This is a genomic window from Curtobacterium sp. VKM Ac-2852, from assembly GCF_013205045.1.
Lineage (GTDB): Bacteria > Actinomycetota > Actinomycetes > Actinomycetales > Microbacteriaceae > Curtobacterium > Curtobacterium flaccumfaciens.
Window position 1 is genome coordinate 103,967 of sequence record NZ_JABMLI010000004.1, and the last position, 14,488, is coordinate 118,454.

14 protein-coding genes are annotated in these 14,488 nt (G+C 70.9%); 5 read left to right on the forward strand and 9 right to left on the reverse strand.

What is annotated here, in order from left to right; translation table 11 throughout:
* Positions 1–25 precede the first annotated feature (25 nt).
* The 4 genes from HQQ79_RS15550 to HQQ79_RS15565 form a co-directional block, all read right to left on the reverse strand.
* Positions 26–1,702: a ribonuclease J gene (locus tag HQQ79_RS15550; protein ID WP_027464761.1), complete on the reverse strand. Its 1,677-nt coding sequence runs from the start codon at positions 1,700–1,702 to the stop codon at positions 26–28.
* 49 nt (positions 1,703–1,751) lie between these two features.
* Positions 1,752–2,729, reverse strand: coding sequence for a 4-hydroxy-tetrahydrodipicolinate synthase (dapA, locus tag HQQ79_RS15555; protein WP_017885921.1), 978 nt, complete (start codon positions 2,727–2,729; stop codon positions 1,752–1,754).
* Positions 2,730–2,854: 125 nt separating this feature from the next.
* Positions 2,855–3,343, reverse strand: coding sequence for a dihydrofolate reductase (locus tag HQQ79_RS15560; RefSeq protein WP_367948114.1), 489 nt, complete (start codon positions 3,341–3,343; stop codon positions 2,855–2,857).
* Between the two features lie 8 nt (positions 3,344–3,351).
* Positions 3,352–4,182 (reverse strand): thymidylate synthase, encoded by an 831-nt coding sequence (locus HQQ79_RS15565; RefSeq protein ID WP_035807687.1) that lies wholly within the window; start codon positions 4,180–4,182, stop codon positions 3,352–3,354.
* Positions 4,183–4,220: 38 nt separating this feature from the next.
* Here HQQ79_RS15565 and HQQ79_RS15570 point away from each other — a divergent pair, with 38 nt between their 5' ends.
* The gene (locus HQQ79_RS15570) at positions 4,221–5,135 is read left to right on the forward strand and encodes a TIGR01777 family oxidoreductase (RefSeq protein WP_163343442.1); all 915 of its coding nucleotides are present in this window, start codon (positions 4,221–4,223) and stop codon (positions 5,133–5,135) included.
* An 18-nt stretch (positions 5,136–5,153) separates the two neighbouring features.
* Here the strand turns inward: HQQ79_RS15570 and HQQ79_RS15575 are convergent, their stop codons facing one another.
* On the reverse strand, positions 5,154–5,618 hold the full coding sequence (locus tag HQQ79_RS15575) for a tetratricopeptide repeat protein (protein ID WP_173035514.1): 465 nt from the start codon (positions 5,616–5,618) through the stop codon (positions 5,154–5,156).
* A 14-nt stretch (positions 5,619–5,632) separates the two neighbouring features.
* On the reverse strand, positions 5,633–6,379 hold the full coding sequence (locus HQQ79_RS15580; protein WP_027464757.1) for a 4-hydroxy-tetrahydrodipicolinate reductase: 747 nt from the start codon (positions 6,377–6,379) through the stop codon (positions 5,633–5,635).
* A gap of 23 nt (positions 6,380–6,402) precedes the next feature.
* Between HQQ79_RS15580 and HQQ79_RS15585 the strand changes: the two genes are divergently transcribed.
* The gene (locus tag HQQ79_RS15585; protein ID WP_173035516.1) at positions 6,403–6,924 is read left to right on the forward strand and encodes a GNAT family N-acetyltransferase; all 522 of its coding nucleotides are present in this window, start codon (positions 6,403–6,405) and stop codon (positions 6,922–6,924) included.
* Between the two features lie 49 nt (positions 6,925–6,973).
* On the opposite strand, the gene HQQ79_RS15590 is transcribed toward HQQ79_RS15585, so the two are convergent.
* Together HQQ79_RS15590 and HQQ79_RS15595 are read right to left on the reverse strand one after the other, a co-directional pair.
* Positions 6,974–7,576, reverse strand: coding sequence for a histidine phosphatase family protein (locus tag HQQ79_RS15590; protein ID WP_027464756.1), 603 nt, complete (start codon positions 7,574–7,576; stop codon positions 6,974–6,976).
* Between the two features lie 8 nt (positions 7,577–7,584).
* A complete protein-coding gene (locus tag HQQ79_RS15595) occupies positions 7,585–8,919 on the reverse strand; it encodes a pitrilysin family protein (RefSeq protein ID WP_071245003.1) in 1,335 nt (444 codons plus the stop codon).
* A 251-nt stretch (positions 8,920–9,170) separates the two neighbouring features.
* Here HQQ79_RS15595 and HQQ79_RS15600 point away from each other — a divergent pair, with 251 nt between their 5' ends.
* Together HQQ79_RS15600 and HQQ79_RS15605 are read left to right on the forward strand one after the other, a co-directional pair.
* The gene (locus HQQ79_RS15600; protein WP_071245004.1) at positions 9,171–9,818 is read left to right on the forward strand and encodes a TetR/AcrR family transcriptional regulator; all 648 of its coding nucleotides are present in this window, start codon (positions 9,171–9,173) and stop codon (positions 9,816–9,818) included.
* A 170-nt stretch (positions 9,819–9,988) separates the two neighbouring features.
* Complete coding sequence (locus HQQ79_RS15605; protein ID WP_111033188.1) at positions 9,989–10,516, forward strand: YbhB/YbcL family Raf kinase inhibitor-like protein; 528 nt, start codon at positions 9,989–9,991, stop codon at positions 10,514–10,516.
* A gap of 183 nt (positions 10,517–10,699) precedes the next feature.
* On the opposite strand, the gene HQQ79_RS15610 is transcribed toward HQQ79_RS15605, so the two are convergent.
* Positions 10,700–12,979, reverse strand: a complete 2,280-nt coding sequence (locus HQQ79_RS15610; protein ID WP_173035518.1) for a polyribonucleotide nucleotidyltransferase — start codon at positions 12,977–12,979, stop codon at positions 10,700–10,702.
* 281 nt (positions 12,980–13,260) lie between these two features.
* Between HQQ79_RS15610 and HQQ79_RS15615 the strand changes: the two genes are divergently transcribed.
* Positions 13,261–14,478, forward strand: a complete 1,218-nt coding sequence (locus HQQ79_RS15615; protein ID WP_173035520.1) for a hypothetical protein — start codon at positions 13,261–13,263, stop codon at positions 14,476–14,478.
* Positions 14,479–14,488: the final 10 nt, after the last annotated feature.

The following is a 14,488-nucleotide window of genomic DNA, read 5'->3' on the forward strand; positions in this document are numbered from 1 at the left end:
CGGGCCTCCAGAGCGGGGGCGGACGCTACGCCTCGATGACCACCGGGACGATCATCGGACGACGACGGTGCTTCGTGTTCACCCAGCGACCGACCGTGCGACGGACGACCTGCGCGAAGGCGTGCGAGTCGCGCGTGCCGTTCGCGGCAGCCTCGGAGATCGCCTTGGCGATCTGCGGGCGGACGTCGTCGAACACGGAGTCGTCCTCGGCGAAGCCACGCGACTGGATCTCCGGGCCGATCACGCACTGCCCGGTGGTGAAGTCCACCGCGCAGAAGATCGAGATGAAGCCCTCTTCCGCCAGGACGCGGCGGTCCTTCAGGTCGGCGTCGGTGATCTCGCCGACGGTGGAGCCGTCGACGTAGACGTAGCCGATGTCGAGCTGACCGGCGACCGTCGCGACGCCGTCCTTCAGGTCGACGACGATGCCGTCCTGCCCGAGGATCACGTTGCGCGGCGGGACACCCGTCTGGATCGCCAGGTCGGCGTTCGCGTACAGGTGGCGGTGCTCGCCGTGGACGGGGAGCACGTTGCGCGGCCGCAGGATGTTGTAGCAGTAGAGCAGCTCGCCGGCGGAGGCGTGTCCGGAGACGTGCACCTTCGCGTTGCCCTTGTGCACGACCTTCGCACCGAGCTTGGTCAGCCCGTCGATGACGCGGTACACGGCGTTCTCGTTGCCCGGGATGAGCGACGACGCGAGGATGACGGTGTCGCCCTCGCCGATCTCGATCTGGTGCTCGAGGTTCGCCATGCGGGCCAGGACGGCCATCGGCTCACCCTGCGACCCGGTCGACATGTAGACGATCTGGTCGTCGGGGACGTTCTTCGCCTTCTTCGTGTCGATGAGCACGTTCTCCGGCACCCGCAGGTACCCGAGGTCGGCGGCGATCGTCATGTTGCGGATCATCGAGCGCCCCATGAACGCGACCTTGCGGTTCGCGGCCGCGGCGGCGTCGAGGACCTGCTGCACGCGGTGCACGTGCGACGAGAAGCTCGCCACGACGACCTTCTTGCGGGCGCGCATGATGATGTTCTCGAGCACCGGGCCGATGTCGCGCTCCGGAGCGGTGAAGCCCGGCACGTCGGCGTTCGTGGAGTCCGGCAGGAACAGGTCCACGCCGGCCTCACCCAGACGGGCGAACGCACGGAGGTCGGTGATGCGGTCGTCCAGCGGGAGCTGGTCCATCTTGAAGTCACCCGTGTGCAGCACACGACCGGCGGGGGTCGTGATCGCGACGGCGAGCGCGTCCGGGATGGAGTGGTTCACGGCGACGAACTCGAGGTGGAACGGACCGATCTGCTCGGTCTGGTCCTCGGCCACGACGAGCGTGTACGGCTTGATCCGGTGTTCCTTGAGCTTCGCCTCGACCAGCGCGAGGGTCAGCGTGGAGCCGATCAGCGGGATGTCGTCGCGGAGCTTGAGCAGGTACGGGACGGCGCCGATGTGGTCTTCGTGGCCGTGCGTGAGCACGACACCGAGGACGTCGTCGAGGCGGTCACGGATCGGCGAGAAGTCCGGCAGGATCAGGTCGACACCGGGCTGGTGCTCCTCGGGGAACAGCACGCCGGCGTCGACGATGAGCAGCTTGCCCTCGTACTCGTAGACGGTCATGTTGCGACCGATCTCGCCGAGGCCCCCGATGGGGACGACGCGGAGGGTGCCGGCTTCGAGCGGCTGCGGTTCGGAGATCTGTGTGGGCATTCGGTCCTACGGATTCGGGCGACGCGCGTGCTGCGCGCCGCGGTGTTCGCTAGCGGGTGGTGCCTGGCACCTTCGGTAGTGCACCGCCGGCCGCCGCGTTGCGGTCGGGGCGGAAGTTCGAGAAGTCGGCGCCGGGCACGTCGCGCACGGCTTCGAGGGAGGTCTCGATGGCGTACGCCTCGGAGTCCTCGGGGCCGACGAGCGGCAGTCGGACGCGCGGGCTGCCGATGCGGCCGAGCCCGTGCAGGATGTACTTCGCGGCCACGGTACCCGGAACGTGCGTCATCACGGCGCGGACGAGCGGCTCGAGTCGCTTGTGCTCGGCCGTCGCGGTGGCCAGGTCGCCCCGGTTCACGGCGTCGACGATGGTGCGGTACGGCGCGCTCGTGATGTTCGCGGTCACGCCGATCAGGCCGGTGGCGCCGATCGACAGGTGCGGGAGCACGTTCGTGTCGTCGCCGGAGAAGTACATGAGGTCGGTGTTGTTCAGCACCCGCGAGACCTCGGCGAAGTCGCCCTTGGCGTCCTTCACGGCGAGGATGTTCGGGTGCTTCGACGCACGCAGGATCGTGTCGTACGTGATCGGGATGCCGGTGCGGCCCGGGATGTCGTACAGGATGACCGGCAGGTCGGTGGCGTCCGCGATCATCCGGAAGTGGGTGAGGACACCCGATTGCGTCGGCTTGTTGTAGTACGGCGTGACGATCATCACGCCGTCCGCGCCGGCCTTCTCGCTCTGCTTGTACAGGTGGATCGCGTGCGCGGTCTCGTTCGAGCCACCGCCCGTGATGATCTTCGCGCGGCCGGCGGCGACGGACTTGCCGACCTCGACCAGACGGAGCTTCTCCGGGTCGGTCAGCGTCGACGTCTCGCCGGTCGTGCCGGTGACGACGATGCCGTCGGCGCCGGCGGTGATGCAGTCGTCGATGTGCTGCTCGACGCCGGGCCAGTCGACCTCGCCGTCGGCCGTGAACGGGGTCACGAGGGCGACGAGGACCTGACCGAAGGGATTCTCACGCGGGGACACGGGCACCAGCGTACCGGGGATGCGCGCGAGGACCGCCGTCCGTGTGGACGGTGGACCGCCTGCGGCGCGGCCGGGAGGCCCGGATCACGTCCGTCCCGCCGGTCACGCCCGGCGACACCGGGCACTCAGGCGCGGCGCTGCCACTCCAGGAACCGGTAGCGGGTGCCCGTGCGGGACTCCTGCCAGGGGCCCTCGTCGGCGAGCGTCCAGCCGGCAGCCTCGCCGAGCGTGGGTGCGACGGTGTCGCCGACGACGTCGACGTCGATCAGGGTCTCGGAGACGTGGTCGGCCGCGTCGAGTGCGGCGTCGTACACCTGGCCGCCGCCGATGACCCAGATCGTCTCGTCGGCACCTTCGGCCCCCTCGAGCACGGCCTGCAGGTCGTGCACGACCTCGGCGCCGTCTGCCGTCCACGTCGTGTCCCGGGTGAGCACGACGTTGCGCCGACCGGGCAGCGGCCGGAAGCGCTCGGGCAGGGACTCCCAGGTGCGTCGGCCCATCAGCACGGTCGCGTCGCCGGTGACCTGCTTGAAGTGCGCCAGGTCCTCGGGCACGTGCCAGGGCATGCCGCCGTCGGCACCGATGACACCGGTGGTCGAGCGGGCCCAGACCATGCCGATCATCAGACGGCGACCGCGGCCTTGATCGCCGGGTGGTGCTCGTAGCCGACGACGGTGAAGTCCTCGTACTCGTAGTCGTCGATCGAGTCGCGCGGTGCGAGTTCGAGCGTCGGCATCGGGTACGCCGTGCGGGACAGCTGCTCCTCGACCTGTTCGACGTGGTTGTCGTAGATGTGGCAGTCGCCGCCGGTCCAGACGAAGTCACCGACCTCGAGCCCGGTCTGCGCCGCGATCATGTGGGTCAGCAGCGCGTACGAGGCGATGTTGAACGGAACGCCGAGGAACATGTCGGCGCTCCGCTGGTAGAGCTGGCACGAGAGCTTGCCGTCGTTCACGTAGAACTGGAAGAACGCGTGGCACGGGGCGAGCGCCATGTCCGGCACGTCGGCGACGTTCCACGCCGAGACGATGAGCCGGCGGCTGTCCGGGTTGGTCGTGATCTGCTCGATGACCTGGGCGATCTGGTCGACGTGCTCACCCGACGGGGTGGGCCACGAGCGCCACTGCACGCCGTACACCGGGCCGAGGTCGCCGTCGGCGTCCGCCCACTCGTTCCAGATCCGGACACCGTGCTCCTGCAGCCAGGTCGCGTTGCCCTCGCCGCGCAGGAACCAGAGGAGCTCGTACGCGACCGACTTGAAGTGCACGCGCTTCGTGCTGACGAGGGGGAACCCCTTCGACAGGTCGTAGCGGAGCTGCGCGCCGAACAGGCTGCGGGTGCCGGTGCCGGTCCGGTCGCCCTTCGGCGAACCCTCGGTCAGGACCCGGCGGAGCAGGTCTTCGTAGGGGGTCGGGACGGAGGCGTCAGGCTGTACGGTCTCGCTGTCGGTCACACACAGAAGCCTACGTCGGTGTGAGTAGCGTTGCGGGCATGCCCGACACGACGGAACAACCGCTCTCGATCCTGGTGGCCGGCTCGTCCGGGTTCATCGGAACGCCCCTCGTCCGCACCCTGCGCGAGGCGGGGCACCACGTCACCACGCTCGTCCGCCGCGAAGCGCGCACCGCGACGGAGTTCCGCTGGGCGCCGGGGCGGCGTCCGCTCGACCCGGCGATCCTCGACGGCGCCGACGTGGTGATCAACCTGGCCGGCGCGAACATCGGCAAGCTGCCCTGGACGGACGCCTACCGCAAGGAGATCCGCAGCTCGCGCATCGACGCCACCGACACCCTGGTCGAGGCGATGCGGCACGCCGCCACTCCCCCGGCGCTGTTCCTGTCGGGCTCGGCCTCGGGCGTGTACGGCGACCGCCCGGCCGACGTGCTGCAGGACGACGCCGCCCCGGGCACGGGCTTCCTCGCCGACGTCTGCACCGCGTGGGAAGCCGCCGCGAACGCCGCTCCCGCCGGGGTCCGCGTCGTCACGCTCCGTACCGGCATCGTCATCGGCAAGGGCGGCGGTGCACTCGCGCCGCTCGTCCCGCTGACGAAGCTCGGCGTCGGCAGCCGACTGGGCACCGGTGGCCAGCACTGGCCGTGGATCGCGCTCGAGGACGAGGTGGGCGCGATCGTGCACCTGGCGACCGCGGCACCGGACGTCTCCGGCCCGGTGAACCTGGCGGGCCCCGAGCCCGTCGTCGCCGACCGCATCACGAAACACGTCGCCGAGGTCCTGCACCGCCCCTACCTGTTCCGGATCCCCGAGTTCGCCCTGCGCCTGGCGCTGCGGGACGCCGCCGACGACATGCTCCTGTCGAGCCAGCGGATGGTCCCCACGAAGCTGCTCGAGTCCGGCTACACGTTCCGGTACACGCAGGCGGCGGACGCGATCGACGCCGTCTTCTGATCCGACGCCGACCCGGGGTCAGCGGTCGGCGGCGCGCGCCAAGGCGGTGCGCATCGCTGATCGCGCACGCTTGCGGTCACCGGCGGCGTCGTAGACCACACCGAGCCGGTACCAGGCACGCCAGTCGGCCGGGTCCTGCTCGACCGCGTCGCGGTACCGCGGGAACAGCTCGTCGGCGGCGTCGCGGATCGGTCGACCGGAGGGCCGCACCGGGACGACGTCGTCCGGGGTGCCGCCCTCGGCCTCGAGCCGTGCACCGAGCCGGGTGATGCGGATGCCGAAGCGGAACTCGAGCACGAGCAGCAGCGTCCCGATCGCGGCGACGACGAACAGCGCGACGCCGATGCCGATGCCGATGGGGATCCCGGTCGCGATGAAGGCCACGGCGCGCTGCCCGACGAGCACGATGTACAGGGCGAGCAGCACCGCCATCAGCGCCGCACCCCAGAACGGCGAGCGGATCGTGCGTCCGGCCCGCTCCATCCGACCCACGGCGGTCAGCCGATGCCGAGGACGCTGCCGAGGCCCACGGTGAGACCCCGCGCCGACACCACGTTCGCCAGCGCCGCTCGGATGCCCGCGACGTAGGCGACGTCGTCGTTGGTGTCGTGCCGGATCGTCAGCGTCTCGCCGGGGCCGCTCAGCACGACGTCCTGCACGGCCTTCACCCCGGGGAGCCGGAGCGAGTGGATGGGCACGCTGGCGACCTGCTGGCCGCGGGCGCGCTGGTCGACGTGCGGGGCGTCCACGGGACCGACCTCGCGCCGCGCGTCGGCCATCAGCTCGGCGGTGCGCACCGCGGTGCCCGAGGGCGAGTCGATCTTGCCGGCATGGTGGGTCTCGACGATCTCGGCGGCGGGGAACCACGGGGCCGCGATCGTCGCCAGGTGGGTGCCGAGCACGGAGCCGATCGAGAAGTTCGGGACCACGAGCACCCCCTGGTCCGGGCGTTCCTGCAGCCCGGTGCGGAGCTTGGCGAGCCGGTCGAGCGACCAGCCGGAGGTGCCGACGAGCACGTTCGCGCCGCTCGAGAGCGCGTTCTCCACGATCGCCGGGCTGAGCGACGGCACCGTCACGTCGACCACCAGGGCCGCGCCGCCGAAGACCGACGGCGGCGCCTCGTGCGCGCCGTCCTTCGACGACAGGCGGGCGACGAGTTCGAACTCCGGGAGTTCCTCGACGACGGACGCCACGAGGCCCCCGAGACGACCGGTGGCGCCGACGACGGCGACGGGAGTGACCATGCGGTCCATCCTAGGATCGACGCATGTCAGTCGAGGTCAGGACCGTGCCGGCCGATCTGCCCGAGGTCGACGCGCTGCTCGATGCGTACCTGGACGAGCGTGAGGCGACGTTCCCGAGCGCGCAGGGCACGTACTCGCGGAAGCGCACCCCCGCGGCCGAGTTCACGCCGCCGAACGGGGTGTTCGCGGTGGCGTACGACGACGGCGTCGCGGTCGGCTGCGGCGGCCTCCGTCGGATCGCGGACGGGGTCGACGCGACCCGTGCCGTCGACGTCCGGTTCGAGGTCAAGCACGTCTTCGTGGCGCCGGCCGGGCGCGGCACGGGTGTGGCGACGGCCGTGATGGACCTGCTCGAGCAGGCAGGGGCCGACCTCGGTGCGACGAGCATCGTCCTCGACACGAACGACTCGCTCGTGGCGGCGGGCGCGATGTACCGCGGCCGCGGGTACCAGCGGGTCGAGCCGTTCAACGACAACCCGAACGCCACCGCCTGGTACCGCAGGGCGGTGGAGCGCACCGAGACGGGCCGCGAGCCGATCGCCTGAGCCGCCACGGGCCTCCCGGCCGCGCCGCCGCGGACCGAACGGGCAGCCGCTAGACGGGCTGGTCGACCGGCAGACCGGTACGCAGCTCCACCGGCAGGTGGGCCAGGTCGTTCAGCGTGACGACCTCGGCGGGCTTCGCCGAGCGGATCCGGATGATCGTGAGCGCGGTGTGGGCGACGTTCGTGCCCATCCAGCGCCACTCGGGGGCCTGGAACGCCTCGCGCACGAACCAGCCGATCACGGCGTTGTGGGTGATCAGCAGGTCGTGCCGGTCCTCGCGCGCCGGGGTGAACCACTCCGACACGGCGTCGCCCATCTGGGCCTGCCCGGCGACGATCTCCTCTTCGGTGATGCCGCCGTACCAGCCCTGGTAGGCGTGCGGCATGTCCGGGGTCGGGCCAGAGGGGATGCAGTCGAACAGCAGTGTCGAGGGCTCGGGCTGGATCGACGGCAGGCGCTGCGACAGGAACGCGGCGGTCTCGCTCGGGGCCTCGAGCGGCGAGTGGTACACGCCGTCGAAGGGCACGCCGCCGAGACGGTCCGCGATCAGGGTCGCCTGACGCTTGCCGCGTTCGGAGAGCTTGCCGTCCCGCAGGCCGTGTTCGGCGTCCTGGTGTTCGCCGTGCCGGACGAGGTACAGGTAGTGCGACATGTCCGTGCTCAGCTGCCGATCCCGATGGCCGCGGCGAGTTCGTCCTGCTGCACGGCACCGACGACCGAGGTGATCGTCGGGCGGGTGAGCAGGTCGCGCGCGAGTTCGAGCACGCCGTCGGTCGTGACACCGTCGACACGCTCGAGCGCCGTCGACAGGTCGGTGTACTCGCCGGTGCCGAGCTCGGAACGGCCGAGCCGGGTCATGCGGGCGTCGGAGTCCTCGAGTGAGAGCGTCAGCGCGCCCTCGATCTGGCCCTTGGCACGTCGGAGCTCGTCGTCGGTGATGCCGTGGTCGACCATCCGGCGGAACTCGGCGTCGACGATGTCGATGACTCCGGCGACGTTGTCCGGCGCGCACCCGGCGTAGACACCGAAGGCGCCGTTGTCCAGGTACGCGGGGGCGAACGACGACACCGCGTAGGCCAGACCGCGGCGCTCGCGCACTTCCTGGAACAGGCGCGAGCTCATGCCACCACCGAGCACGGCGTTCAGGACGCTGAGCGAGGGACGGCGGTCGTCGCGCAGGTCGAGGCCCTGCGAGCCGCGGAGCATGCTGACCTGCTCGGTCGGGCGGTGCACCACGGACAGCTTCGCCTCGACCGGGTCGGCCACGGTCTCGGGCGTGCGGCGCGGCAGCGGCTCGGCGTCGGGGGCGTCGTGGAAGACGCCGGCGACGAGTTCGCAGAACCGGTCGTGGTCGACGGCACCGGCGGCGGTCACGACGATGCCGTTCGGTGCGTAGTGCTCGCGGTAGTGGGCCAGCACCTCGTCGCGCTGGACCGCACGGATGCTGTCCGGGGTCCCGCCGATGGGACGGCCGAGGGGGTGTCCACCGAAGGCCGCGGCGAAGAACGCCTCGCCCGCGACGTCGGCCGGGTCGTCGGCGGCCATCGCGAGTTCCTCGAGGATGACCCCGCGCTCGACGGCGAAGGCGTCTGGTTCGAGCACCGAGCCGGTGACCATGTCACCGATGACGTTCACGGCCATCGGGACGTCGGTGTCCCGGACCCGTGCGTAGTAGCAGGTGTACTCCTTGGCGGTCGCAGCGTTGTGCTCACCGCCGACCGAGTCGAACGCGATGGCGATGTCGAGCGCCGATCGGGTCTCGGTGCCCTTGAAGAGCAGGTGTTCGAGGAAGTGGGTCGACCCGAACTGCCCGTCGCGCTCGTCACGCGAACCGACGCCGACCCAGAACCCGATGCTCGTCGACGCGGCACCCGGCACCGCCTCGGTCAGCACACGGACACCCGAGGGCAGCACGGTGCGACGGACGAAGGCCCCGCCGGACGTCAGGAACGACGTGTCCGGGGCCCCGAGCGGCAGTGGCACTGGCTGGTTCATCGCAGACGAGCCTACTGATCCGTCGATGCCTCCTGCCCAGTTTCCCGGTCTCGGTCGCGTGCCACTCGAAGTGGGGTACAGAAAATGTGGACAGACCGACTCGTCTGTCTGTCCTCCTTGTGCTACTGTTGGCCACGCCGGATCGAAAGCCCCCCTAAGTTCCGATCCGGCGGCTCGGGACATCAGTCCTGCGCGACCACCGAGTCCCCCCACTCCGGTCGCGGAGCCGATGAGTCCGAGGAGTACACGCTGTGACGGTCGATTCCCCCCAACCGGCCGTCCAGCGTCTCCCCGGCCCGAGCACGAACCTCGCGTCGCCGGACGGGTCGAGCGTCCCCCCGACTCCCCGCTCCGGCGGCGCGAAGGTCCGTGTCCTCGAGACCGCCACGCGGCTCTTCTACGAAGAGGGCATCCACGGCGTCGGCGTCGACCGCCTCATCTCCGAGGCGAGCGTCACGAAGGCGACGTTCTACAAGCACTACGGGTCGAAGGACAACCTGATCCTCGCCTACATCCGCACCCAGCACGAGCGCGTGCAGGAGCGGATGGAGCAGCTGATCGCTGACGCCGGCTCCCCCGACCGGGCCGTCCGTGCGTGGGTCGCCGCGCTGGCCGACGACGTCAACGACCCGGCGTTCCGCGGCTGTGCGTTCCTGCACGCCGCCGCCGAGTACCACGACCCGCGCGACCCGGTCCGCCAGGTCGTCGCCGTGCACCGCGACTGGTACACCGAACGACTCGCGACCCTGCTGCAGGAGGCCGGACATCCCCTTCCCGGGGACGGTGCCGACGAGCTCATGCTCGCGCGCGACGGTGCGATGGCCGGCGCGTACGCCGGTGACGCGATCGCCGCCACCGCTGCGCTCAACCGCGTGGTCGACCGGGTGCTCGCGGGCTGACGCCCGGCTGTCGCCGGATCTGTCGCTCCGGCGGGGCGGTCGAGGCGACCGCCGTCGGCCGGGAGGCCCGTGGCGGGCCCGCGCCGTGCCTCCAGGCCGTCGCGTGCGAACTCCCACAGCCCCGCGCGCGCACCGAGCGCAGCCCGAGCCAGCGGGTGTTGGCTTGGGGCATGGCCAACGACCCCAACTGGAATCTGCCCGACGTCCCGTCCTTCACCCTGACGAGCCCCGACTTCACCGACGGAGGCGAGCTGCCCACCTCGGCACGCGGCTCCGACGTCGGCGGTGAGGACCGCTCCCCCGCACTCGAGTGGTCGGACGCACCCGAGGGCACGAAGAGCTTCGTCCTGACCGTCTACGACCCCGATGCCCCGACCGGCTCCGGGTTCTGGCACTGGAGCCTGACCGACATCCCGGGCTCGGCGACCTCGCTCCCCGCCGGCGCCGGTACGGATGACGCCCTGCTGCCCGCCGAGGCGCTCCGTCGCCGCAACGAGTTCGGCACGGACACGTTCCTCGGGGCTGCTCCGCCCGCGGGGCACGGTGTGCACCGCTACTTCTTCACGCTGAGCGCCCTCGACGTCCCCGTGCTCGAGGTCCCCGCCGACGCGACCCCCGCGGTCGTGGGCTTCATGCTCCGTGGGCACCTGCTCGGGCGCGCGCAGCTCATGGGCACGCAGGAGACCCCCGCGGCCTGACCGGCACGTGGCACGGCCCGGCGATCTCTCGCGCGCAGCGACAGTTCACGCGGCGCCGTGCCCGTGAGGTGTCGCTGACCGCGAAAGCACGCGCGGCCAACACGCACACACGCCCCGCAACGGCGAACGGCCGCCGCCCCGGAAGGGACGGCGGCCGTTCGTGCGTCAGGACGCGGAAGAGGATCAGCCCTCGGCCGGGTCCTCGGCGTGGGCGCGGACCGTCTCGGCCGAGGTGGAGTCACCCTCGGTCTCGTCGGCCACGACCGGCGCGAGCGACAGCTTGCCGCGGTCGTCCACCTTGGTGACCTCGACCAGGACCTTCTGGCCGACGCCCAGGACGTCCTCGACGTTCTCCACACGCTTGCCACCGGCGAGCTTGCGCACCTCGGAGACGTGGAGCAGACCGTCACGGCCCGGGAGCAGCGACACGAAGGCGCCGAAGGTGGCGATCTTCACGACGGTGCCGAGGAACTGGTCCCCGATCTCCGGGTTGGTCGGGTTGGCGATCGCGTTGACCTGGGCACGCGCGGCCTCGGCCGACGGACCGTCGACGGCGCCGATGTAGACGGTGCCGTTGTCCTCGATCGAGATGTCGGCACCGGTGGTGTCCTGGATGCCGTTGATCGTCTTGCCCTTCGGGCCGATCAGCTCGCCGATCTTGTCGACGGGGATCTGCACCGAGATGACGCGAGGAGCGGTGTCCGCCATCTCGTCGGGGGCGTCGATGGCCTCGTTCAGCACACCGAGGATGGCCGAGCGGGCCTCCTTGGCCTGCTTGAGCGCCGCGTCGAGCACCGTCGACGGGATGCCGTCGAGCTTGGTGTCGAGCTGGATCGCGGTGACGAACTCCGAGGTACCGGCGACCTTGAAGTCCATGTCGCCGAGGGCGTCTTCCGCGCCGAGGATGTCGGTCAGGGCCGCGTAGCGGGTCTGACCGTCGACGGTGTCGGAGACCAGGCCCATCGCGATGCCGGCGACCGGGGCCTTGAGGGGCACACCGGCGTTGAGCAGCGAGAGGGTCGAGGCGCAGACGGAACCCATCGAGGTCGAGCCGTTGGAGCTGAGCGCCTCGGAGACCTGACGGATGGCGTACGGGAACTCGTCGCGCGACGGCAGCACCGGCACGAGGGCGCGCTCGGCGAGGAAGCCGTGCCCGATCTCGCGACGCTTCGGCGAACCGACACGGCCGGTCTCACCGGTCGAGTAGGGCGGGAAGTTGTAGTGGTGCAGGTAGCGCTTCTTCGTGACGGGCGACAGCGAGTCGATCTGCTGCTCCATCTTGAGCATGTTCAGCGTGGTGACGCCGAGGATCTGCGTCTCGCCGCGCTGGAAGATCGCCGAACCGTGGACGCGCGGGATCACGGCGACCTCGGCGTCGAGCGGACGGATGTCGGCGAGGCCGCGGCCGTCCATGCGGATCTGCTCGGTCAGGATGCGGCCGCGGACGACCTTCTTCGTGACCGACTTGTACGCGGCGCTGACCTGCGAGTTGGCGACCTCGGGCAGCGAGCCCGCGGTGACCTGCTCGGCGATGGCAGCCTTGACGCGCGACTTGAGCGCCTCGTCGGCGTCCTGACGCTCGGTCTTGGCGGCGATCTTGTAGACGTCACCGAGCTCGGAGAGCGCGAGTGCCTCGACAGCCGAGTAGACCTCGGGCGCGTAGGGCGGGAAGACCGGGAAGTCCTGGATCTCCTTGGCCGACTGCGCGGCGAGCTTGGCCTGCGCGTCGACGAGCGACTTGAGGAACGGCTTCGCCGCCTCGAGACCCTGGGCGACGATGGTCTCGTCGGGCTTGGTGGCCCCGCCCTGGATGAGGTCCCAGGCGTGCTCGGTGGCTTCGGCCTCGACCATCATGATCGCGACGTCCTCGTTGCCGGCCTCGTCCGTGACGACACGACCGGCGACGGTCAGGTCGAACACGGCGTCGGCGAGCTGCGAGGCCTTCGGGAACGCGACCCACTGGTCACCGATGAGCGCGAGGCGCACACCGGCGATCGGGCCGGAGAACGGCAGACCGGAGATCTGCGTCGACGCGGACGCGGCGTTGATCGCCAGCGCGTCGTAGAACTCGTCCGGAGCGATGCTCAGGACGGTGATGACGATCTGCACCTCGTTGCGGAGGCCGTCGACGAACGACGGACGCAGCGGCCGGTCGATGAGACGGCAGACGAGGATGGCCTCGGTCGACGGGCGGCCTTCACGACGGAAGAACGAACCGGGGATCTTGCCGGCGGCGTAGGAGCGTTCCTCGACGTCGACGGTCAGCGGGAAGAAGTCGAAGCCCTCACGCGGGTGCTTGCCGGCGCTGGTGGCCGAGAGGAGCATCGTTTCCTCGTCCAGGTACGCGGCGACCGCGCCCTGGGCCTGCTGTGCGAGCCGACCGGTCTCGAACCGGACGGTGCGCTTGCCGTACTTGCCGTTGTCGATGACGGCTTCGGCGAACTTGATCTCGGGACCCTCCAAAAGGGCGCCTCCTTGATGTGTTTCCGGCAGGCCATGGCGACGGCACTCGATGGTGCGTGCGCGCCGATCGTTCCGGACGCATGTCTGGCCAGCAGTAGAAGCACTCGGGAAACCGTTCCGGCCCGCGAGCCACCACCGATGACCAGCTCCGTGCCCGGCCTGCGCAGTGTTGTGTGTGACGTCCGGGGAATGAGTCCTCGGACACGATGGACTTTACCAGTCCTCAGGCTGTCGGCGGCGCGGCTCGCTGGACTCCTGGTGAACATCGGTAGCCTGCCCACATGCGCTTCACCCCCTCGCGGGGCGTGCTCGTCGCGGCCGCCGTGGTCGTCGGCGCGCTCGTCGCCCCGGCCCTGACCGCTGCCCCCGCGAACGCCACCGAGTACCCCACGTGGCAGGACGTCCAGCGCGCCAAGGGCAACGAGACCGCGAAGCGCGCCGAGGTGCAGAAGGTGCAGGCCGCGCTGCAGTCGGCGCAGGACGAAGCAGCCGCGAAGTCACAGGCCGCCCTGGTGGCCTCGTCGAAGGCGGACGCGGCCGAGTCGGAGTTGGCGTCGGCCACCCAGGCCGCCACGAGCCTCCAGGCCCAGGCGCAGCACGCGAGCGAGACGGCGGACCGGGCCCAGCAGCGGGCCGGCCAGTTGGCCGCGAACCTGTACCGCGACGGCAGCACGAACCAGATGACCACGCGCATCGCGACCGCGAAGAACCCGGACCAGCTGCTCTACCAGCTCGGCGCGCTCGACCAGCTGTCGGAGACCTGGTCCGGCGTGATGGACGAGGCGTCCGTCGCGGCCGGCACGGCGTCCTCGCTGCACGAGCAGGCCGAGCGGGCCGAGACGGAACGCGCGACGCGCGCGCAGGCGGCCGAGGAGCGCTCGGCCGCGGCGAAGTCGGCGGAACAGGCCGCGGACGCCGCCGTCGAGTCGACGGAGCAGCACAGCGACGAGCTGTACGCGCAGCTCGCGTCGCTCAAGGACAGCACCGCGAAGCAGGAGGCCGGGTACGAGCTCGGCCAGCGGGTCGCCGCGCAGAAGGCGGAACAGCAGCGCAAGCGGGCCGCAGCGGCGGCGGCCGAGGCGGCCGCGAACGCGAACGCCGCGAACGCCAGCAGCAGCGCTTCCAGCGGCGGCGCGACCAGCGGCGGCACCGGCTCGTCCTACCCGAGCACCGGGGGCGTCGCCGTGGACCCCGCGGCCGCACAGGCCTACGCACGGAGCGCGCTCGGGTCGTACGGGTGGGGCTCCGACCAGTTCTCGTGCCTGGTGTCGCTCTGGACGCAGGAGTCCGGGTGGCGGGCGAACGCCCTCAACTCCTCGAGCGGCGCCTACGGCATCCCGCAGTCGCTGCCGGCCGAGAAGATGGCGGTCGCCGGAGCCGACTGGCGCACCAACGCGCACACGCAGATCGACTGGGGGCTCGCGTACATCAAGAGCGCCTACGGCTCACCCTGCGGGGCGTGGGGTCACGAGATGAGCGTCAACCCGCACTGGTACTGAGCCAGGGGCC

What these genes read in the sequence shown, in the direction of transcription:
- HQQ79_RS15550 (WP_027464761.1), bottom strand. Translation starts at nt 1,702, where the DNA reads ATGCCCACACAGATCTCCGAACCGCAGCCGCTCGAAGCCGGCACCCTC.
- HQQ79_RS15560 (WP_367948114.1), bottom strand. Translation starts at nt 3,343, where the DNA reads ATGGTCTGGGCCCGCTCGACCACCGGTGTCATCGGTGCCGACGGCGGC.
- HQQ79_RS15570 (WP_163343442.1), top strand. Translation starts at nt 4,221, where the DNA reads ATGCCCGACACGACGGAACAACCGCTCTCGATCCTGGTGGCCGGCTCG.
- HQQ79_RS15575 (WP_173035514.1), bottom strand. Translation starts at nt 5,618, where the DNA reads ATGGAGCGGGCCGGACGCACGATCCGCTCGCCGTTCTGGGGTGCGGCG.
- HQQ79_RS15580 (WP_027464757.1), bottom strand. Translation starts at nt 6,379, where the DNA reads ATGGTCACTCCCGTCGCCGTCGTCGGCGCCACCGGTCGTCTCGGGGGC.
- HQQ79_RS15585 (WP_173035516.1), top strand. Translation starts at nt 6,403, where the DNA reads ATGTCAGTCGAGGTCAGGACCGTGCCGGCCGATCTGCCCGAGGTCGAC.
- HQQ79_RS15590 (WP_027464756.1), bottom strand. Translation starts at nt 7,576, where the DNA reads ATGTCGCACTACCTGTACCTCGTCCGGCACGGCGAACACCAGGACGCC.
- HQQ79_RS15595 (WP_071245003.1), bottom strand. Translation starts at nt 8,919, where the DNA reads ATGAACCAGCCAGTGCCACTGCCGCTCGGGGCCCCGGACACGTCGTTC.
- HQQ79_RS15605 (WP_111033188.1), top strand. Translation starts at nt 9,989, where the DNA reads ATGGCCAACGACCCCAACTGGAATCTGCCCGACGTCCCGTCCTTCACC.
- HQQ79_RS15615 (WP_173035520.1), top strand. Translation starts at nt 13,261, where the DNA reads ATGCGCTTCACCCCCTCGCGGGGCGTGCTCGTCGCGGCCGCCGTGGTC.